Origin of the sequence: Rhizobium sp. NZLR8 (assembly GCF_019685025.1) — a bacterium.
Taxonomy (GTDB): domain Bacteria; phylum Pseudomonadota; class Alphaproteobacteria; order Rhizobiales; family Rhizobiaceae; genus Rhizobium.
The window spans coordinates 35,738-56,051 of record NZ_JABDVY010000022.1; the positions used below are offsets into that span (position 1 = coordinate 35,738).

Here is a 20,314-nt window from a genome sequence, read left to right on the forward strand (position 1 = left end):
CATCATGGACACGTGCTCCGAGCTTAGCACTGCCCCGCACATGCTGTAATGCAGCTTCATCATATCGGCGCCCTTGATGCTGTAGGTTATACAGGATTCGACGGATTGCAGCCGGCCCACACAGGTGAGCACGTAGAGAGCGATTTTTCCCCGCCTAAACGGGATTCACCGGACTGGGCAGGTACCCAGACGCGGATCGGAGCCGCTGGCCGCTGTATCGACACCAGGGCGCCAACCAGAGCTGCCATTGCAAATAATATTGCGACGCCTGGGAAGATACTGCCCGACGGCTTGCGGTTCCTGTGAGACATAGTGTTCTCCTGACACCCGCCGACAAACGGCCTGGCTAGGAGCCCAGTATGGCAACCAGCAGAGAGGGAAGCTGTTGCACATAGGTATTGCCAATACTTTCGTATTCCCAGGCTTCGTCAACGAGCGGGCAACAACGTGGCCGTGCAGTTTCGAAGCCGCGTCGAAGCATCAGTCAAAGATCTACGAAGCTCATTGCTTCGCGCCGAGCAACCTCTTCGCCTGCAAAAGTCGAGGGGTAGACAGTCCTTCGCGGAACCGCTCGTAGACGGGACGAAGGATTTCTTGTGCCGCTCGAAGATCACCGCGGCTGGCCAGATATTCCGCGTAGCTCATGCCCGCTGTAAGTTCCCAATACAAACCGCCTTGAGCGGATGCTCTTAGGCCAGCCTCCCGAAAGAGGTCTACGGCTAAGCTCTCATTCGCACCTTGTGCTGCGATGATCTCGCCTTTCTTTCGTAGAAGTTCGGGCATTATCCAGCGGTAGCTTTTTTCCACTGAAAATTTCTGTGCTCTGTCGATCTCCAAGAGCGCCTCGTCCAGACGTCCGGCCGCCTGCAACGCGGCTGCGAGTTCACACATGAAAAACGGATAGAACAGTAGATACGAGGATTCTTGCATGTCTCGAATGCCGGCTTGAAGAGCGTCGATCCCCTCCGCGGGCGAGCCTGAACGCGACGCCAGGCTGCCTCGGACGCATATGCCAACTGCGTAGAACGGTTTCAGACCATGCTGCAGTGCATGTGCAGTGAGTTCTTCGCCCCAGTGTCGTGCTCGCGCTTCGTTGTCCAGACTGAGTGACACGAAGGCGGACGCCCAGGCCAACGCGACGCAAAATACGAATGGTTGCTTGGTTGCACGGGCTTCATCGACTGAGTCTTCGGCTGCTTGAGAAGCCACCTCCAATCGACCCAACGAGATCAAGTTGACGGTGTCATGAGCCATTGAGGACGTCCGAATGTCCGCCCCGAGCCTGAGCATATCCGTACGACGATTGTTGGGCGGCGAATTCCTCGCCGCCCAATCAAGTCGGTCATGAGCTTCCACGTGGTGAGCCTGATAGGTCTGCGGGATGCCCGACAGCCAAGCTGCCGTGGCGCGTGACCTTGCATCGCCTCCGCCAGCGCCTCTCCCGTATTCCTGCGCGTAAACAAGCGCATCATCCAACTCCACCGATCGAGCGCTAAAAAGCCAGAGGGCGCAAGTAACGCGTTGCCGGTAGTCCTGGTCATCCAACGTTTCAGCGAGTGTTAGGGCGCGTGCGAGCACCGCTCTACCTTGCTCGCTCATACCCTGCGTATAAATCATCGCGAAGCCCAGGGCGCACTGTAGGACCAGTTCCGTACGTCCCCCCTCCTCTCCTTCGAGGCAGGAGAGCGCCTTTTTAGCCCATTCGCCTGACTCGGACACGAGCGAGGTCGCGGTCCAGAAATCGGAGGCAATTGCGGCGAGGACTGCTCCGAGCTTTCCATCGCCCTCTGGAGAAAGCGCCCAAGTCAAAGCGGCTCGGAGATTATCGATCTCTCGGCGATACGGCCCCAGACCATCGATTGCCAACTGCAGCGAGTCTTCACTCGAAAATGGCTGAAATAACGAACGGAAGAAGGCCGTGGTCCGCCTCATCGTCATTCGATAGTCGGTGCCCCCTCCAAGCTTTTCCCGCGAATAGACCCTCACCGTCTCCAGAAGACGCCACCGCGGGGCTGCCTCCGTTCCGTCGAAGGTCACCAACGATTTCGTGACGAGGTTCGAGAGCCCTAGTGCGGTCTCTTCCTCGTCCTCCCCGCTGGCGGCCATCGCTGCCTCCAAGGTAAACCCTCCGGGATATACGGAGAGACTATGCAGAAGGCGACGCTCTCCTTCGGGCAATAGTTCATAGCTCCAATCGAGCGCGGCCCGAAGCGTGCGGTGTCGAGGCAAGGCAGTACGGCGTCCGCCGGTCAGAAGAACGAAACGGTCATCCAATCGGCCGGCGATCTGTTGAAGCCCCAACGTGGCAGCACGGGCGGCGGCGAACTCTATGGCCAGGGGAATTCCATCCAGATGCCGGCAAATACCCGCGATAATCGAGACCCTGTCCCCGCTCGTCGTAAAGTCGGACTGCAACGCCCTCGTTCGGGCGACAAACAACTGAACCGCACTGTGCGTTAACGCATCACCAACCTTTTCGTTCGCGGGCACATCAAGCGGGGGAACACGATATGTAAACTCCCCCTCGATCCTGAGAAGTTCCCGACTCGTTGCGAGAACCGAAACGTTCGGGCAGGCGCGCAGCATCGCCTCGACCATCTCGGCAGCGGCATCGACAACATGTTCGCAGTTGTCGATTAGAAGCAACATTTTCCGGTTACCAATTGCCCGCGCAACGAGCTCGGCAGAGACGTCGTCGCCTTGAAGGCGCAGATCGAGAGCCTGTGCAAGTGTAGTGGGAACAAGATTTGGATCCGAGAGGGAAACCAGCTCCACAAAGAATGCATCCCCATCGATCGTCGGCTGCAGGCGGCGGGCGACTTCGGACGCGAGTACGGTTTTCCCGATCCCACCGGGTCCCGTCAGGGTTACAATTCGATAGGCCGACATGAGCGTCACGATATGAGAAATTGCAGCCTGACGGCCGATGAGCTCGGACGCCGCCGAGGGGATGTTAGTAACAAAATCCTCTCGTTCGCTCGACCGCACGAGCGTGGCGAGCGTCGGATCGGCAAACCGCTTTTCGGGTTCCGTCCACTCGCCGAGTAGTCGATATCCGCGACCGGACACGGTACGCAGCAAGTCTCGGTCCTTTCCAAGCGCACGCCTTATTGCAGAGATATGAACCTGGAGGGTGTTGTCCTCGACGACCATTCCAGGCCAGACGCGCTTCATCAGCTCGTCTTTCGTGACGATCCTACCCGAAGAAACTGCAAGTGTTTCGAGGATTTCGAACGCGCGACTGCCGAGCGGTACCGGAGCGCCCATCGCACGCAGCTCTCGCTTTTCGAGATCAAGCTCCCATCCGGAGTGCTCGAAGAGGCCTATCTCAATCTGTCCCAAAGCGACCCGAATCTATCTGGTTCAACCGCATCGATAAAATCACAGAGGGGCAGATTGCGCCAAGGGCACTTCAACAACTGGTAAGGGAATACTTCAGCTTTTTTCAGGATCTCTCACACCACTTAAGTCGCGAACGCATGCGTGCTGGTTTAAAAATCGCGGAGCACCTTCATTACGAGGCAGCGTGAAGCATTCATAACAATCTCCCAGCCGCAGCACGTCGCGTGCACGATCGATGAGGACGAATGGCATGTTCCCCACAAAAAAACCGACTGATCTCTCGACAATGGCGACAACACTCTGCAGCGATGCTTTGGTCGCCGTATTGGATAACGGCACCGAACTCGATCCCAATTTGCATCTACATATTTCGGGCATGGGCCGGCAACTACAACGGTTCACCTCAGCGCACGACTTGCTCAGCGGTGCCCAATCTGGATGCTTCAACTGCATCCTTGTTGACGCAAGCATGGCCGATCTGCCGGTTTCAGATCTAGCGCGATTGATTTGTTCTTACGCCGTGCACTGCCCAATCATCGTCGTCACCCCTAGCGGCAGTCCGGCCACGTCTGTTGCCACAACCAGATTCCGGGTGACCTTCCTCCCCAAGCAGGATGATCCCGCCGTAATTGCGGAGGAGGTAAACGCATCTATTCGTGCGTTCAACGAGGCGAACCGTTTGGAAGCCTATTTTCTCACGCTGACACCGCGAGAACGGCAAGTCATGAAGTTCGTGGTGGAAGGCTTGCTGAACAAGCAGGTGGCCTTCAAGTTGAACATTAGCGAGATCACCGTCAAAGCTCATCGTGGCCGGCTCATGAGAAAGATGAACGCCAGAACACTTCCTGACCTGTTGTATATGGCCGCAAGGCTCGGCCCTGCGTCAGGCTCCGTCGCGAACGAACTTTCGGCGTTCTGAGGCGCCGCAGCGCCTCCATGTTTAAGCACGAGCCGTAGCTGACCCGACACCATTGGACAGTAGCGCATTTCTGCCATCTGTCTGAAATGGACTCGCAAGGGCCTGTCGTGCGGCAGGCATTCTACAAGCGATCTTTGGAGACACAGCCATGAGCAACTCAAACAACGCGACCTGGACACGCCGCTCCTTTGGCGGAGTGGCACTCGGGCTGACGGCCGCAGGAATCCTCGCAGGGCGCGTCGAAGGTGCCGAGCAAAGCAAAAGGCCGGTACGGCACAAGGGTATGGGCCTGGTTGCCGACAAGCGTATCGACGCCGGAGACCTGAATGTCGGATACGCCGAGCTCGGTCCTGAAGACGGCTCGCCCGTTATGCTGTTCCACGGCTGGCCCTACGACATCAACGCCTTCGCCGAGGTGGCGCCTTTGCTCGCGGAGCGTGGTCATCGTGTGATCGTGCCGCATCTGCGCGGATACGGCAGCACCAGGTTCCTGTCCGATGACACTATGCGGAACGGCCAACAGTCGGCGCTTGCTGTCGACGCCATCAAGCTGATGGACGCCTTGAAGATTGAAAAGGCGACGGTCGCCGGGTTCGACTGGGGTGCGCGGACCGCCGACATCGTCGCAGCGCTCTGGCCAGAACGATGCAGGGGTCTAGTATCCGTCAGCGGCTATCTCATAGGGAACCAAGCTGCTGGAAAGGCGCCTCTGCCCCCAGCCGCGGAGGTTCAGTGGTGGTATCAGTTCTACTTCGCCACGGACCGCGGTCGCGACGGCTATGAAAAATATACGAACGACTTCGCCAAGCTGATCTGGCGTCTCGCCTCGCCGCAGTGGAAGTTCGACGACACGACCTTCGATCGGAGTGCAGAAGCATTTACCAATCCCGATCACGTCTCGATCGTCGTTCATAACTACCGCTGGCGGCTGGGCCTGACGGAAGGTGAAAAACGGTTCGACGAATTCGAGACCAGGCTTGCGGCCGGTCCCGAGATCCATGTGCCGACGATCACGATGGAGGGCGACGCCAACGGAGCGCCTCATCCGGATCCCAACGCCTACGCCACAAAGTTCAAGGCGAAATACGAACACCGTCTCGCCGCGGGCGGGATCGGCCACAATTTGCCGCAGGAGGCGCCCGAGGCGTTCGCCAAGGCGGTAAGAGATGTCGATTCCTGGGCGTGAGCAACCGGGGTCCCGACGCGCTCAATTATCGAAAAAATCGATGATCTCCATCCGAAAAATCACACTGGCGAGGCATCGCCTAGTCGTTGAGATGGGAAGCGCTTCCGCCGGGCAGGCGTCAGAACGCCGTGGCTCCGGGTGCGAGCTCCTTGAAAGGATTCAACTTTGGAAATCGGTATCGATAGTTTTGCGATGCTCCTGCCCGACCCTGACACGGGTCGCCTGCAGTCGGCCGTCGATCGCATGGAGAGCGTACTTTGCGAGGTGGAGCTGGCGGACCAGGTCGGTCTGGACGTCTTCGGAATGGGCGAACACCAAGGGAAAACGCGCTTGATTCCGCGCCCGCCGTGATACTTGCCGCAGCGGCGGCGCGCACCAAGTCGATAAGGCTGACGAGCGCCGTCGCCGTCCTTAGCGCCTCCGATCCCGTCCGGCTTTTCCAGGAGTTCGCAACGCTGGACCTGATATCCCGCGGACGAGCGGAGATCGTGGTCGGTCGTGGCTCTTCCGTGGAGGCATATCCCCTGTTCGGCTTCGACCTGAGGGACTACGATGCGCTGTTTGCGGAAAAGCTGGACCTACTGCTCAAGATCAGGGAGCAGCCCAACATTAAGTGGCAGGGCCGGTTTCGTCCTGCGATGAATGGCGAGGGTGTCTTCCCTCGTCCGCATCAGCCCAAATTGCCAATCTGGCTTGGCGTTGGCGGCACGCCCGAATCCTTCGTCCGCGCAGGCTCTCTCGGCCTCCCGCTGATGGTGGCCATCATCGGAGGGAGCTTCGAGCGCTTTCTGCCCCTTGTCGAGCTCTATCGTCGAGCATGGCTCGTCGCCGGGCATCCCGCTGAAAACCAGCGGATAGGCGTCCACGCTCTTGGCTTTGTCGGAGAGACCGACGAGGCCGCAAAGAAAGCGTTTTTCCCCGGCTGGTTCCAAATGTTCACGGACGCCGGAAGAGAGCGCGGCTGGCCGCCGCCGACGCAGGCTCAGTTCGAGCGTATGTGCGGGCCGGTTGGCGCATTCCTCGTCGGCAGCCCGCAGACGGTGGCTGCCAAGATATCCCATGTTAACAGAACGTTGGGAGGAATTGCTCGAATCACTTTTCAGATGAGCACCGCCGCGCTCGACGCGGAAGCGATGCGTCGTTCGATCGAGCTGCTGGGAACCGACGTCGCGCCTTTGGTGCGGGAACAGCTTCGCGACTAGCGGGTGCGCGTCGCGCGGAGCGCCGACGTTTGCCGGCGCCCCATCTCTTCAGCCGAAGATCAGTTTCTGATAGGCAGCCAGCATCTGCGGATCCTCGACGGACCCATGATGGTGAAGCTGTCGCCAACCGCCGTCCTTGCGTACAAACCACCGGGTCGTCCGGAAGGCGACATCAAGCGTCTCTGTCGCCGTCTGACATACTCCGCGTTCGCGGCCGACGAACAGATGCCACTCGTCGCCGCCCTGACTCGTGAAGTCGTGGAAGGTCACCTGGACCTTCGTTTTTCCCTTGAAGAGCTTTGAATACCCGTCGGCGATCTGGTCCCAACCGCGGCGGATGCCGCCGATCGGATTGTCCATGCTGGGATCCGAGCCGCCGAGCCAGACCTGTTCCAGCCCTTTGAGATCGCCAGCGTTGAAGGCTCGATAGAATCGTATCAAAGCATCCAAGGCGCTTCCATCGTCCTGCGCCGTCTCGCCGCCGTTAACTGTGAGATGCCGGTCCATTGATTTTCTCCGTACTTCCTCAAAGGTGGCTGACGCACTTGGAAAGCATGTAACTCTCCTCGTACTGGCCAACTTGGTTTACCCGTCTCTACGTCAGGGCAGCATGCGCAATCGATACCAACCCTTCTATTGTACGATGGTGTCGAGCATAAATTTGGAGATACGCGACGATCGCATCGGAGAAGATAGAAGCGCGTGATTTTCAAGTGGGACGGACCGAACGCCCTACGGTCCTCGCATTCCGCTCGCTTGGAAACAGCAGGATCATCGCAACATAGATCGCGGCGCCGACTACGAGCGCAATGCTGGCGACGGCAAGCGCGAGATCGAACCCGGCGTCTACGTTCACCACATGCCTCATGATCACTCCTACGGCAGGCGGCCCCATGATCTGTCCGATCGCGAACACCGCCGTCAGTAGTCCCATGTAACGCGCGTGGTGGCTCGATCTGATCCGCCTAACTTCGTTCATGGCGAAGAAGCTGATCGCAGTGAACGGCAGGCCTACGAGAACGCTGCTGAGTGCAAGACCGAAAGCGTCCTGCCAGATAACCGACAGCCCCACCCCGACCGCCTGCACGAGGTATGCGGCAATCAGATGGAGCCGCACGTCGGCGCTATGCTCCACGCGCGCCGCCAGCAGCGATCCGACGACTGCCGCGACCCCGAAAAACGGCCAGAAGACGGTGAGCAAGGGTGAACCAGGAATGCTGTTCTTCGCGATCACCGGAAGATAGGTCGCCGTGACGATGTAGCCGAAGCCGGCCAGCCCGTATGCGATCGCAAATAGAGGCATTTCCGATTTCGGCACCTTGCCGGAGGCGCGCGTCGGCGCCCCCACCGAATAGGCGTCGGATGGCTTCGCGCTCTCGCCGAAGGTCTTCCAGATGATCCCGCTGATCGTGACGGAGATCGCGGCGAATATCAGCCAGGCGGTGTGGCCGGACAGCCCGAGAATGGTCATCCCGCTGGCGGCCAGCCCGGACACGGCGATGCCTGCGCCGGGTCCCGTGAATATGGCGCTTCCGATCGAGCTGCCGGTTCCCGAAAGCTGGGCGAGACACCAACCGGAGGTGAAGACGAATCCGATCGCCGAAGCGACGCCCGCCAAGAACCGAAGAGCGACCCAGGCCTCGGCGTAGGGCGCAGACATCAGAGCCGTAAGCAGAACCGTGGCCACTAGTGTCAGGCGTATGACGAAGGTATGGTCCCACCTCTTGGGTACTGCCATCGCCGCCAATGCACCGACCAGGTAGCCGACGTAGTTGGCAGTCGCGAGTCCTCCGGCTCGCGAAAGATCAAGGACGCCGTCGTGTAGCATCATCGGCAGAATTGGAGTGAATGCGAACCGCCCGACGCCCATGGCGATGGCGAGGGACGCCGATCCAGCGAGCACGACCACATATGGGCTGGGGCTGTGTTTAGACATGACGCTGTCCTTTGTTCGATTGGAGTATGTCGCCACGAATTCGCGCGACGGCTGCTCCCCTTCAGGTAGATTGGTCGAGGTCTGCGTGAACCGTCAGTCTGCGGCAGGCTGTCTGCCGGGATCCGCAAGGATCTGCGGGATGCCGTCAGGTAGGACTGCGGCGTGCGATAACGTCCAACGCGGATTGGTAGAGCTCTCGCGTCAATTCCTCGGCACCAACTTTCAAAGCAAGACGGGAGGCCTGCCCCGACCAGAGGTTCGTAAAATCATTCCTCGACTCCGCCTCGGCTTTTGCTCTGATGGGAACGAGAGCTCCTCCGGCAGTTGGAAATGCAGGCACGGCATCTGAGATTGGACCTAGATCGCGCATCAGACGGTTTACGATGCCTCTCGCTGGACGGCCGGTAAAAACGTTCGTTATCGCGGTGCTGTCGTCTCGGGCCGAAGCCAGCGCCTCTGCCTGAACTGCGGGAATCCTCGCCTCAGGGCAGAACAGGTAGGCTGTCCCGACCTGGACGGCGGAAGCTCCGAGCATCAGGGCGGCGGCGACACCTCTCCCGTCGGCGATCCCGCCGGCTGCGATGACCGGCACCCGCACCGCGTCGACCACCTGGGGCAGGAGCGCCATGATTCCAACCTGTGTCGTCATGTCCTGGCTCAAAAAATTCCCGCGATGTCCGCCGGCCTCGAAACCCATGGCGATGACTGCGTCGACGCCGTTTTTTTCGAGCCAGACGGCCTCAGCCACGGTCGTGGCGGACGATATGATCTTCGCGCCTGTCGCCTTCACACGCTGCACCAGTGATTTTTCGGGCAGCCCGAAATGAAAGCTCACGACCTCCGGTTTCAACTCCTCGACCACCTCGCAAAACGAAGAGTCGAATGGTGCACGGCCCGCCGTGGCGATCGGCGCGGCGGGGTCAAGTCCTGCGTCTACGAAGTAGGGCGCCAGCAGGGCTCTCCATCGCATCTGCGCTGCCAGATCTTCGGCGGGGGAAACATGTGAGAAGACGTTCACGTTCACAGGCGCGTGGGTAGCGCCGCGGATCTCATGGAGGGCCTGACGCAGCCCCTCGACGTTTAACTGAGCGCTTGGGAGAGACCCCAGACCGCCGGCCTTGGCCGCGGCGACGACCATTTCGACCGTCGTGGCTCCGGCCATCGGCGCCTGGATGATGGGAAGCTCGATTCCAAACAGGTCGAGAATTCGGCGATCCGGCCAGCGGGTCATGTGGACTCCTTGTCATGCGTGACGTTGCAACGCTGATACCTCCGGCCACGACCCGCGTCTATTGGACCTTGGTGTCCTGAAGAGCGACCCAATCCGAAGGTATTGGGAACACCTTGGTACAATATCGGGTCCCGATTTTCGGCGCGATTGTCGTGGCAGAGCGGACGACGGCGCGACCGCCGGGAAGCTCCCGGCCGATGGCTGGATCAACGCATCACACGAGGAACAAAGCGACCGACCGCCACCTGGCGGACGAAGGGTACCCGCGTCGCCACAACGGAGGCAGGCATGAAGGTGCATAAGACTGTTATCATCACAGGCGCGTCGCAAGGGATCGGAGCCGGACTCGTCAAGACGTTCCTGGACAAGGGCTGGAACGTCGTCGGAACCTCTCGGAACATCAGCGAGAGCACGCTTTTCGACCGTGCGGGGCGATTGGAACTGATCAGCGGCGACGTCGCGGATCCGAAAACCGCCGAGCGGGCGGCGGCGGCGGCGATTGAGCAGTTCGGCTCGATCGACGCACTCGTGAACAATGCCGGAGTGTTCTTCACCAAACCGTTCCTCGAATACACCATCGACGATTTCCGGCGGCTGTGCGCGACGAACGTCGAGGGATTCCTCCATTTCACGCAGCGCGCGATCGGACAAATGCTGCGCCAGAAGTCCGGCGGGAGCGTCGTGACGATCACGTCGTCGCTGACGGACCATCCGATTGCCGGCGTGACCGCGTCGCTTCCAATGGTTACCAAGGGCGGCCTCAACGCCGTCACCAAGAGCCTGGCGCTGGAGTTCGCCAAGGACAACATCCGCGTCAACGCCTTGTCTCCGGGGGTGGTCGACACTCCTCTCCATGCGAAAAACCCGCGGTCCTTCCTCGAATCCTTGTCGCCGATGGGGACTATCACGGCGGTTCAGGAGATCGTCGACGGCGTCGTCTATCTGACGGAATCCTCAAACATCACCGGGGAGGTGCTGCACGTCGACAACGGCGCACATCTGGGCAAATGGTAGTCGCGAGCGCTGAGGCGCGCATCAAGGAACTGGCGATATGCCTCCCGAAGGCGCCCACGCCATTCGGCGCGTATGTCGAAGCGTTCCAAAGCGGCTCGCTGCTTTTCCTAAGCGGCATGCTACCGGTCGCCGGACATTTGCCACTCTATACGGGCCTCGTCGGCCGCGAGCTGTCCGTCGCCGAAGGCTACGACGCGGCGCGGGCGGCCTGCCTTAGTGGTCTAGCCGCCGCGCAGTCGCAGCTAGGAACGCTGGACAGAATTCGACCGGTCGCCAAGCTGGGCGTCTATATCGCCTGCCCTGCCGATTTCCATGAACACCCCAAAGTCGCCGATGGAGCGTCGGAGCTATTGCTCGACGTGTTCGGTCCCGCCCGGCTCCCTCCCCGCATCGTCCTCGGCGTTTCCAGCATACCGCTTGGAATGCCGGTCGAGATCGAACTGGTCTTCGAGATCGGGCCAGCGTTTGCATCCCAAACCCAAGAACGGAGCCAGCCATGAAGGTCAGACAACCTACCAGGACAAGCGCAATCGCGATGTCGTCGAAAGCCCTTACCGCCGCGGCGCTACTGCTGCTTCCGGCGCTCGCCCTATCCGGTCAGACGAAGGTCGCCGAACAGGTGGACCGCGGTGCGGTCGTCAAGGCCCACGCAGGTCAGGAACATGCGCAGATCAAGGTGGACAAGCGGACGCCCGCCTACTGGCGTGTCACCTTCGACAATCCGCCCTTCAACATCTTCGGACCGGAGACGATCCCTCAGTTCGAGAAAGTGGTGGCCGCAATCGAGAGCGATCCCAATCTTAGAGTCGTCGTTTTCGACAGCGACGTACCGGGGTTCTTCCTCACCCACTACAACATTACGCCGCCCCTCGCCGAATCCACCAGCCTTCCCTCTGGGCCTACGGGCTTGCACCCCCTGCCCGACATGCTGGTTCGCATCAGCAAATCGCCGGTCGTTTCAATCGCGCTGATCCGCGGCCGCGCGACCGGCGTCGGAAGCGAGCTTGCTCTCGCCAGCGACATGCGCTTCGCCAGCCGTCAGAAGGCAATTCTCTCACAGTGGGAGGTTGGCGCTGCCCTCGTCCCCGGCGGCGGCCCCATGGCAAGACTACCGCGACTGATGGGGCGCGGTCGAGCGCTCGAAGTTCTTCTCGGATCCGACGACATCAACGGCGATCTCGCTGAGGAGTACGGCTACGTCAACCGCTCCTTCGACGACGACAAACTCGATCCGTTCGTAGACGCCCTCGCGACGCGAATCTCCGGCTTCGACCGACAGGCCATTGCGGACACCAAGCGGCTGGTCGATTTCGCGAGCCTTCCGAGCGATCCCGAGATCGCCGCCGGCTGGGACGCCTTCATCACGTCGGTCCAGCGTCCGGCGGCGCAGAAGAACATCGGACGGCTGATGGAAATGGGCCTGCAGAAGGATCCGGACATCGAGGCCAAGCTCGGACACTACACGCAAACTCTGGCCGACCAGTAGGCCGAGACGGTGCCCGCGTGGCGAGCGGCAGGTCGCGCGCGGGCATCGGACATCCTTCAACGCACTCAACGACAATGGAGATATCCCATGCACAGTCTCGAACACCAGATCGTCGATTCAAGCTTTTCGGCCATCATCAATGCGCCGATCGAGAAGATCGACATCCCGACGTGGTGCTTCAATCTTCCTGAAAAAGAATATCAAGGCTGCTCGCCGGCCCACATCGCGGCAGGCTTCACCACCGCGGCCGACGGCACGCGGATGTCGATCAACGTCGAGACGATCGGCGGCAGCCTGATGGTCCAGCATTACCATGAGACACTCGGCGAAAAGGATCATCTCATCCTCGACTCCGATTCCGACGTCTTTACGCCCAACGGCCGGGTCACCATCCACGTCACCTGGGAACTGAGTGTGAAGAAGCTCGATGCGAACCGCTGCGAATTCACCAACCGCGTCCAATCCTTTGCAACGGACGAGATGATCGCCTTCCTCGATCGCCAGGGCATCCCGTTCGAACTCTTCCGAACGCAGCGACAGCCGATGTCCATCGCCCACAACAAAGGCGAGACGCCGCTGTTCGCTGCGAGCATTGAACGCGCAGCCCTGAAGAACTCCGCGACGAAGGCGGCCTGATCCGGCGAAGGAGAACATCATGACTGACCTATCCTTCGATCGAAGCAACACCGGACTGCTGGTGGTCGATCCCTACAACGACTTCATTTCTGAGGGTGGCAAGATCTGGCCGCGGATCAAGGAGGTCGCGGAGGCGAACAACTGCGTTCCACACATGCTTGAAGTGCTGACCGCCGCCCGCGAAGCTAAGCTCCGGGTGTTCTTCGCGATGCATCATCGCTACCGGGCCGGAGACTACGAGAACTGGAAGTACGTGGCGCCGATCCAGCGTGCGGCCTGGCACCGCAAGAGCTTCGAGTTCGGCACGTGGGGCGGTGAGTTCCGTGCCGAATTCGTGCCCGTGGCCGGCGAGGTCGTCGCATCGGAACACTGGTGCTCAAGCGGCTTCGCCAACACCGATCTCGATCTCGAGCTGAAACGGCACGGCATACAGCGTGTTATCGTGATCGGGTTGGTGGCCCACACCTGCATCGAGGCGACCGTCCGCTATGCGGTCGAGCTCGGCTACGACGTCACGGTCGTCAAGGACGCGGTCGCCGACTACTCGCCGGAAATGATGCACGCAGCCCTGGAGGTCAATCTTCCGAGCTACGCCAGTGCCATCGTCGACACAAAGGAAACCGTGGCGGCGATCGCTCTCACCCAGACGGCGTAAGGTCGACGCCGTTGCCAACAGCCATCCGGCGCGCGTCCTACCACACGCCGGATTTCTGACATCGAAAAGTAATACTATTTGCGCTTCGGGGGTTGGCACGTGCTTCGCCGAACCTTATTTGAATTCGACAGCCAGCCGCGGACGCCTCGCATCACTCCCCCATTTTGTTGGAAGGCGGCCCGCTCATCATTTCGAAAGGATCCACGATGACACTCTCAGGCGACCTTCTTATCGGCGGCGCAAACGTGCGCGGTGCCGCCTCAGCGTTCTTCGCGACCAATCCTGCGAACGGCAACACCATGGAGCCGAACTTCGCAGGCGCGACGAAGGAGCAGGTCGAGCAGGCCGCAGCGTTGGCCTGGGACGCCTTCCCGGCCTACAAGGAGACGTCGCTCGAAGATCGGGCCCGCTTCCTGGAAGCGATAGCGGAAGGAATTCTGGCCCTTGGCGACGAACTCGTCCTGCGAGCGATCGACGAGACGGGACTGCCGCGTGGCCGCATCGAAGGAGAGCGTGCCCGGACGGTCGGACAGCTTAGGCTTTTCGCGAAGGAGGTCCGAGACGGTGCTTTCCAGGACTTGCGTTTCGATCCCGCCGACGCCGACCGCAAGCCGGTGGCGAAGCCCGACCTTCGGCTCCGCAACATCGCTCTCGGACCGGTCGCAGTGTTCGGGGCGTCGAACTTCCCCCTAGCCTTTTCTGTCGCTGGCGGCGACACCGCCTCTGCCCTCGCAGCAGGATGTCCGGTGATCGTCAAGGCGCATTCCGCCCATCCCGGAACCTCCGCACTCGTTGGCAAGGCCGTCGTTGACGCCGTCGCGGCATGTGGGCTTCCGTCGGGGACTTTCGCGCTTTTGTTCGACGCAGGATTCGAGGTCGGCCAGACCCTTGTCGCCGACCATCGTATTCGCGCCGTCGGCTTCACCGGCTCGCGCCGTGGCGGGACAGCGCTGATGAAGATCGCATCGGAGCGGAAGCAGCCCATACCCGTCTACGCCGAAATGAGCAGCATCAACCCCGTCATCCTCTATCCGAACGCACTATTCAGCCGGGGCGCGGAAATCGGAAGATCGTTCGCGGCTTCGCTCATCCTCGGCGCCGGTCAATTCTGCACGAATCCTGGGCTGATCATCGCCATCGAGGGTGCGGGCCTCGACGCCTTCGTCGATAGCGCGGCGGCGGCCTTGGCGGAAGCGCCGGCTCAGACCATGCTGACAGGCGGCATCTGCGAGGCGTATCGAAAGGGCGTTGCAAGGCTTGCGTCGTCACCATCCGTATCGCAGGTCTCTGTCGGGAAGGACGGAACGGCTCATCAGGCCTCGGCCGCGCTTTTCCAGACGACGGCGGCTTCCTTTCTCGCCAATCCGGAGCTTCAGGAAGAAGTTTTCGGCGCGGCGGGACTGATCGTTCGCTGCAGTGACCACGACGATCTGCGCAGGGTCGTCGAATCCTTGGAAGGTCAGTTGACCATCGCGCTACACGTGGATGCCGAAGACGTCGTCGCCGCCTCCAAGATGATCCCGCAGTTGGAACTTCTCGCCGGACGGCTCCTCGTCAACGGCTTCGGGACGGGCGTCGAGGTCTCCCCGGCGATGGTCCATGGCGGACCTTATCCGGCGACGTCGGACGGAAGATCGACGTCGGTAGGCACATTGGCGATCTACCGTTTCCTGCGCCCGGTGTCCTACCAGGACTTCCCGGCAGACCTGCTTCCAGCTCCACTCAAGAATAGCAATTCCGCCGCTCGCGTGTAGACGATAAACTGGAGCGGGGGCGCTGACGCCCCCGCTCCTTGTCTCGCAGAGGTTACACCTCTGAAGCCTTCGCAGCCATCGTGGCCTTCGCCCACCAGACCAGCTCGTCCAGCGCAGTCTTCGCCGACGGCAGCAGGTTGGCTTCGATCTCTTCGATCGGCTTGTTGCCGCCCATCGAGAAGACGGTGAAGAAGTCGCTGCCGCCGATATGAACGGCCGCATGCGTGGAAACCATCTGCAGCTCGACGCCGATTCCGCGCAGATGCTCGAGTGCGCGCGACCCGCCCGCCGTGCCATAGGCGATCGCGGTGAACGGCTTGCGTGCCCATTCCACGTATGACTGGTCGAGGGCGTTCTTCAGCACGCCGGTGATCGAGCGATTGTATTCCGCGACGACGAAGATGTACCCGTCGTAGCGGGCCACGGTCTGCTGCCAACGAACGGCTTCCGCACTCTGGCTTGGTGCGTAGGCGTTCGACGCGACCTCGTCGAAGAACGGCAGCGGATGGTCGCGCAGATCGACGATTTCGACGTCGATGTCGTCGCGAGCCTGAGCCTGCTTCAGTATCCACTGTGCGGGCTTGTCGGCGAAACGGGTCGGCCGGGTGGAGCCGATGATGATGGCGATCTTAGGTTTCGTGGGCATGGCATTCCTCGTTTTATGTCGGGTTGATGATAATGACCCTCCGGGGAGAGGATCAGTCGCTGCTCAGGGCGTCTGCATAGGCATAGAGCCCAGGAGAACCTCCCGTCATGACGAACAGGACGTTCGATCCTGGCGCGATGACTTCGTTTTCGATATCGGACAGCAGGCCGGCAAAGGCCTTCCCTCCGTAGACGGGATCCAGAAGCAGGCCTTCAGTGCGGCCGACGAGATTGACTGCTTTGACCATCTCGGACGTCGGCATGCCGTAGCCGCTACCGAGCTGAGCGCCGTCTATCGCCAGCTCCTCCCCTCGAATTCGGTATTGCTCCCCGAGAAGGTCGAAGACAGCGTTGACTTTTTCCACCGTCGCGGCGACGCACGCCTCCGCTGGCGAGAGAACGGTATACGCTCTGATCCTCGACGGATCTTTTCCGGCTAAAACAGCTCCTGCGGCGAGACCGGCGTGCATGCCGCCGCTGCCATTCGGGACAATCATCTGGTCGAACGCGACGCCGATTTCGGTCGATTGCACTTCGACTTCGAGTGCGCAGTCAATGTAGCCTAAAGCTCCGACCGGCGTTGAACCACCAAGCGTGCCCACGAAAGCCTTGCTTCCAGCCGCGGCGATTTCCGACGCGCGGCTCCTGGCGAATGCGCCCGCATCATCGCCCGTGCCGAGGAGGTGGACACGGGCGCCAAAGAGCCGATCCAACAAGACGTTGCCGTTCGTCTGGTAGATCTCGGTCCCGCGGGGCACCATTTGAGCCAGAACGACCTCGCATGCCATTCCGGTTCTGGCGCAGGCGGCCGCGGCCAGACGAGCGAAGTTCGACTGCACGCCGCCAGTTACGACGAGAGTGTCGCAGCCTTCCGACAGGGCCTGGCCGATCAGGAATTCGAGCTTGCGTAGCTTGTTGCCCCCGCCCCCCAGTTCCATCAGATCGTCTCGCTTCGCCCAGATCGAGACGCCTCGTCGACGCTCGCCGAGGACTTGCTCCAGACGATCCAGCCGCTGGATCGGCGTCGGTCCGTTCACCAGGCGCACGCGCGGAAAACCGTTCAAAAGATTCCAGTCGGACATCTCTGCTTCTCTTCTTATGTGTTGTCCCACCGGTTTCAAGACGCCAGTGCCGGCGTCCGGTAGCGCGGGGCGGGAACGTTGCGAGAAAGGTTCGGCATCAGCTTCTGGCGAGCCGCCTCATATGCGTTCCAGTCGGCGATGTCGGGAACCGACGGAAGGGTGATCAGCTCGCCCATGTCGAGACCGGCGAGCGCCGCATCGACGGCGTCTTCCGCCTTCATGACGATCTGGTCCGGAAGACGGTCAAGCGAGCCGCCTGACGCTTCCCAGAACGGCGTCTCCACTGCGCCGGGAAGTACGGCCTGGATTCGGATGTTTTTTTCTGCGAGTTCCTTCTGCAGAGAGAACGTCAGAGCGATGACGAACGCCTTCGTTGCGCCGTAGACCCCGTTGAGGATCTCGGGAGCGATGCCTAATGCGGAAGCCATGTTGACGATCGTGCCGTGCTCGCGTGCGACGAAGGACGGCGCGACGGCATAGACGAGACGAGTAAGAGCCGTCACGTTGATCGCAATCATTTTTTCCATCGCCTCGACGTCGGACATGAGCAACGGTTCGACTGCGCCCACCCCGGCGTTGTTGACGAGCATGGTGATCGACGGGTCGCTCCGAAGGATTCCTTCGACCTTCGAGAGGTCGTCGCGCTGGCCGAGATCCGCCCGGACGGTCTTTATCTTCCGACCGGTCGAACTTGCGATGTCCTTGCTGATCCTGGCGAGCGCATCCTGGCTGCGCGCCACCAGTATCAGGTCGTAGCCGCGGCGGGCGAGCCTGTCGGCGTAGAGCGCGCCGATACCCGACGATCCACCGGTGATCAGTGCAGTGCCTCTTGGAAAGTTTGTCATTGTCATTTCTCCTTTATTGCGGTGCTTTGGATAAAGCGTCAGCGCAGCGTTCTGAACGCCGCCCGAAGCTCCGATGCGAAAAGGTCTGGCTGCTCCCAGGCGGCGAAGTGGCCGCCCTTGTCGACTTTGTTGTAGTAGATGAGGTTGTGGTACGCCTTCTCGGCCCAGCTCCTCGGAGCCTGGTAGATCTCGCCGGGGAACACCGTGATCGCAGCCGGAATCTTGATGTCGACGGCGTTGAAGTTGTTGGCGTTGTTCTCCCAGTAGAGCCGCGCACCTGACGTCGCGGTCCCTGTGAACCAGTAGAGGGAGATGTCGTCGAGCATCTCGTCCTTAGTCAGCGACTGCTCCGGGTCGCCGCCGCTGTAGGTCCAGTCGGCGAACTTGTCGTAGTACCAGGCGGCGAGACCGACCGGTGAATCGGTCAACGCATAGCCCAGCGTCTGCGGCCGCGTGACCATCATCAAAGCGTAGGCCGCGCCCTTCGTGTACAGCGCGTTCATCTGCTCGTAGGCGGCCTTCTCGTCTTCGGAAAGCCCGGCCGGCGCGGGTTCGCCATCGGCGAGCGCCTTCGCAATGTCGGGCGGAACGGTCGCCGGCATGTTCGTGTGAATGCCGAGCAGTCCGTCCGGTGCCTGCGCCGCCATCTTGTCGGATACGACAGCGCCCCAGTCCCCGCCCTGCGACACATAACGGTCGTAGCCGAGCCGCTTCATCAGCACGTGCCACGCCCACCCGATGCGGTCCGGGCCCCATCCGGTTTCGCTTGGGACTTCCGAGAAGCCGTAGCCGGGCATCGACGGTATGACGACGTGGAAGGCGTCCTCCGCGGCGCCGCCGTGAGCGGCCGGATCGGTGAGCGGCCCGATCGTCTTGACGAGTTCGAGCACCGATCCGGGCCAGCCGTGCGTCATGATCAGCGGCAGGGCGTCCGCGTGCTTGGACTTGACGTGAATGAAGTGAATGTCGAGGCCATCGATCCTAGTCATGAACTGCGTATGCGCGTTTAGCTTCTTCTCGCCGCGCCGCCAGTCGTATTCCTTGCCCCAGTACTCCACGAGCGGCTTTAGCTTTTGAAGCTGCGCGCCTTGCGAACGGTCGGAAACCGTCTCCTTGCCAGGCCAACGTGTCGCACAGACACGGCGGCGCAGCTCATCGACCTCCTCCTGCGGGATTGCGCACTTGAAGGGGCGGATAGCATCGCCCTCCGTCGCCGCCCTGACGGGCTTGGGGAGAATGCTGAGTGCGGCGGTCGCGGCTGTGACTGCAAGCAGTTCGCGCCGCGTCGTCGATAGTGCGGTTCTCGCTTCTACTCCTGCTGACATGACGTCCTCCGTTGAAACTGAATGGTTGGAATGCGTCTAAGGGATCGTCCGGCAGGGCTGCCGAGGATATTGTTCGAAGGTATTGGCGATACCAATGGATCGGTTACCGACGTGCTCGACGCATCGACACCTTGGGACAATGGACATCGGGGACAGCGACGGCGCATCGTGCCGATCGCGGTGAAAGTGACCGCGATTAACAGGGAGATCGAGATGGCTATCCAAGAACCCACCCCAACCAAATCCGCGCGCGCGGATCACATCGACATGAAGCTCGAAGTCGTCGTCATTCCCGTGTCCGACGTCGATCGCGCCAAGTCCTTCTACACTGGCCTTGGCTGGAGGCTCGACGCCGACGTCTCTGGCAAGGACGGTTTTCGCGTCGTGCAGGTGACCCCTCCAGGCTCGCCTTGCTCCACGATTTTCGGATCGAATGTGACGGCCGCCTCACCCGGTTCCGCTCAAGGCCTCCACTTGGTCGTTACCGACATCGAGATGGCGCACGCGGCTCTTGCCTCCCGCGGCGCCGAGATGAGCGGCGTCTTTCACGACGCCGGCGGCGTCTTCCATCACAAGGGCGCCGACCAGCGGCTGCCAGGACCACATCCCTCCCGGTCGAGCTACGGTTCTTTCGCCTCCTTCTCCGACCCGGACGGAAACGGCTGGCTCCTACAGGAAGTCACGGCGAGACTTCCTGGTCGCATCGACACCAAAGGTGCAGCGTTCACATCCGCCGGCGACCTCGCAGAGGCGCTGCGCAGGGCCGCGGCCGCCCATGGCGAGCATGAGAAGCGCGACGGCGGCAAGCACGACGAGGCGTGGCCAGAATGGTACGCCGACTATCTGGTCAAAGAGCAGTCTGGCCAAACCCTGCCGACGTGACCTCCTGAACGAAAGCCTGCGCCCCAGGCAACCATCTCCGCCCCGAGCATTTCGCAAGAACGCCGGTCCTCTCGGGCCGGCGTTCCCGCTGGCTACCAGCGACACTCGTCCGTCCGCCTCGGTTGACGAGCACCGAGCCGGTGCCGAGCTCATCACCGTGTCTAGGAGGTTAGC

The 20,314-nt window shown here is 61.1% G+C and carries 17 protein-coding genes and 1 pseudogene; 10 read left to right on the forward strand and 8 right to left on the reverse strand.

Annotation, left to right across the window (positions count from 1 at the left end):
* Positions 1–501 precede the first annotated feature (501 nt).
* Positions 502–3,342 (reverse strand): winged helix-turn-helix domain-containing protein, encoded by a 2,841-nt coding sequence (locus HJB89_RS31015; protein WP_221150923.1) that lies wholly within the window; start codon positions 3,340–3,342, stop codon positions 502–504.
* 250 nt (positions 3,343–3,592) lie between these two features.
* On the opposite strand from HJB89_RS31015, the gene HJB89_RS31020 reads away from it, so the two are divergent.
* From HJB89_RS31020 to HJB89_RS31030, 3 genes and pseudogenes are all read left to right on the forward strand, one after another.
* Complete coding sequence (locus tag HJB89_RS31020) at positions 3,593–4,261, forward strand: response regulator transcription factor (protein WP_221115930.1); 669 nt, start codon at positions 3,593–3,595, stop codon at positions 4,259–4,261.
* 148 nt (positions 4,262–4,409) lie between these two features.
* A complete protein-coding gene (locus tag HJB89_RS31025; protein WP_207584038.1) occupies positions 4,410–5,447 on the forward strand; it encodes an alpha/beta fold hydrolase in 1,038 nt (345 codons plus the stop codon).
* 165 nt (positions 5,448–5,612) lie between these two features.
* A pseudogene (locus tag HJB89_RS31030) lies at positions 5,613–6,649 on the forward strand (LLM class flavin-dependent oxidoreductase).
* Positions 6,650–6,697: 48 nt separating this feature from the next.
* On the opposite strand, the gene HJB89_RS31035 reads toward HJB89_RS31030, so the two are convergent.
* The 3 genes from HJB89_RS31035 to HJB89_RS31045 all read right to left on the reverse strand — a co-directional run bounded on the left by HJB89_RS31035 (position 6,698) and on the right by HJB89_RS31045 (position 9,816).
* Positions 6,698–7,156: a nuclear transport factor 2 family protein gene (locus HJB89_RS31035; protein ID WP_207584036.1), complete on the reverse strand. Its 459-nt coding sequence runs from the start codon at positions 7,154–7,156 to the stop codon at positions 6,698–6,700.
* A 202-nt stretch (positions 7,157–7,358) separates the two neighbouring features.
* The gene (locus tag HJB89_RS31040) at positions 7,359–8,585 is read right to left on the reverse strand and encodes a YbfB/YjiJ family MFS transporter (RefSeq protein WP_207584035.1); all 1,227 of its coding nucleotides are present in this window, start codon (positions 8,583–8,585) and stop codon (positions 7,359–7,361) included.
* Positions 8,586–8,730: 145 nt separating this feature from the next.
* Positions 8,731–9,816, reverse strand: a complete 1,086-nt coding sequence (locus HJB89_RS31045; protein ID WP_221115928.1) for a nitronate monooxygenase family protein — start codon at positions 9,814–9,816, stop codon at positions 8,731–8,733.
* 288 nt (positions 9,817–10,104) lie between these two features.
* Here HJB89_RS31045 and HJB89_RS31050 point away from each other — a divergent pair, with 288 nt between their 5' ends.
* From HJB89_RS31050 to HJB89_RS31075, 6 genes are all read left to right on the forward strand, one after another.
* The gene (locus HJB89_RS31050; RefSeq protein WP_221115927.1) at positions 10,105–10,830 is read left to right on the forward strand and encodes an SDR family NAD(P)-dependent oxidoreductase; all 726 of its coding nucleotides are present in this window, start codon (positions 10,105–10,107) and stop codon (positions 10,828–10,830) included.
* Entirely contained in the window at positions 10,824–11,330 is a 507-nt protein-coding gene (locus HJB89_RS31055) for a RidA family protein (RefSeq protein WP_221150924.1), read from the forward strand. Before HJB89_RS31050 ends, HJB89_RS31055 begins: the two co-directional genes overlap by 7 nt.
* The gene (locus tag HJB89_RS31060; RefSeq protein ID WP_221150925.1) at positions 11,327–12,316 is read left to right on the forward strand and encodes an enoyl-CoA hydratase/isomerase family protein; all 990 of its coding nucleotides are present in this window, start codon (positions 11,327–11,329) and stop codon (positions 12,314–12,316) included. The genes HJB89_RS31055 and HJB89_RS31060 overlap by 4 nt, the downstream gene beginning before the upstream one ends.
* Before the next feature lie 87 nt (positions 12,317–12,403).
* Complete coding sequence (locus HJB89_RS31065) at positions 12,404–12,952, forward strand: hypothetical protein (RefSeq protein ID WP_207584030.1); 549 nt, start codon at positions 12,404–12,406, stop codon at positions 12,950–12,952.
* A gap of 19 nt (positions 12,953–12,971) precedes the next feature.
* Positions 12,972–13,607: an isochorismatase family cysteine hydrolase gene (locus tag HJB89_RS31070; RefSeq protein ID WP_207584029.1), complete on the forward strand. Its 636-nt coding sequence runs from the start codon at positions 12,972–12,974 to the stop codon at positions 13,605–13,607.
* A 206-nt stretch (positions 13,608–13,813) separates the two neighbouring features.
* The gene (locus tag HJB89_RS31075) at positions 13,814–15,361 is read left to right on the forward strand and encodes an aldehyde dehydrogenase (NADP(+)) (RefSeq protein ID WP_207584028.1); all 1,548 of its coding nucleotides are present in this window, start codon (positions 13,814–13,816) and stop codon (positions 15,359–15,361) included.
* A gap of 52 nt (positions 15,362–15,413) precedes the next feature.
* On the opposite strand, the gene HJB89_RS31080 is transcribed toward HJB89_RS31075, so the two are convergent.
* Genes HJB89_RS31080 through HJB89_RS31095 form a run of 4 tightly spaced genes read right to left on the reverse strand, consistent with a single transcriptional unit; the run spans position 15,414 to position 19,258 of the window.
* Complete coding sequence (locus tag HJB89_RS31080; RefSeq protein WP_077988599.1) at positions 15,414–16,007, reverse strand: NADPH-dependent FMN reductase; 594 nt, start codon at positions 16,005–16,007, stop codon at positions 15,414–15,416.
* Between the two features lie 52 nt (positions 16,008–16,059).
* Positions 16,060–17,088: a D-cysteine desulfhydrase family protein gene (locus HJB89_RS31085; RefSeq protein WP_207584027.1), complete on the reverse strand. Its 1,029-nt coding sequence runs from the start codon at positions 17,086–17,088 to the stop codon at positions 16,060–16,062.
* Between the two features lie 35 nt (positions 17,089–17,123).
* Positions 17,124–17,933: an SDR family oxidoreductase gene (locus tag HJB89_RS31090; RefSeq protein WP_207584026.1), complete on the reverse strand. Its 810-nt coding sequence runs from the start codon at positions 17,931–17,933 to the stop codon at positions 17,124–17,126.
* A gap of 38 nt (positions 17,934–17,971) precedes the next feature.
* Positions 17,972–19,258, reverse strand: coding sequence for an epoxide hydrolase family protein (locus HJB89_RS31095; protein ID WP_207584025.1), 1,287 nt, complete (start codon positions 19,256–19,258; stop codon positions 17,972–17,974).
* 213 nt (positions 19,259–19,471) lie between these two features.
* Here HJB89_RS31095 and HJB89_RS31100 point away from each other — a divergent pair, with 213 nt between their 5' ends.
* On the forward strand, positions 19,472–20,140 hold the full coding sequence (locus HJB89_RS31100) for a VOC family protein (RefSeq protein ID WP_207584024.1): 669 nt from the start codon (positions 19,472–19,474) through the stop codon (positions 20,138–20,140).
* Positions 20,141–20,314: the final 174 nt, after the last annotated feature.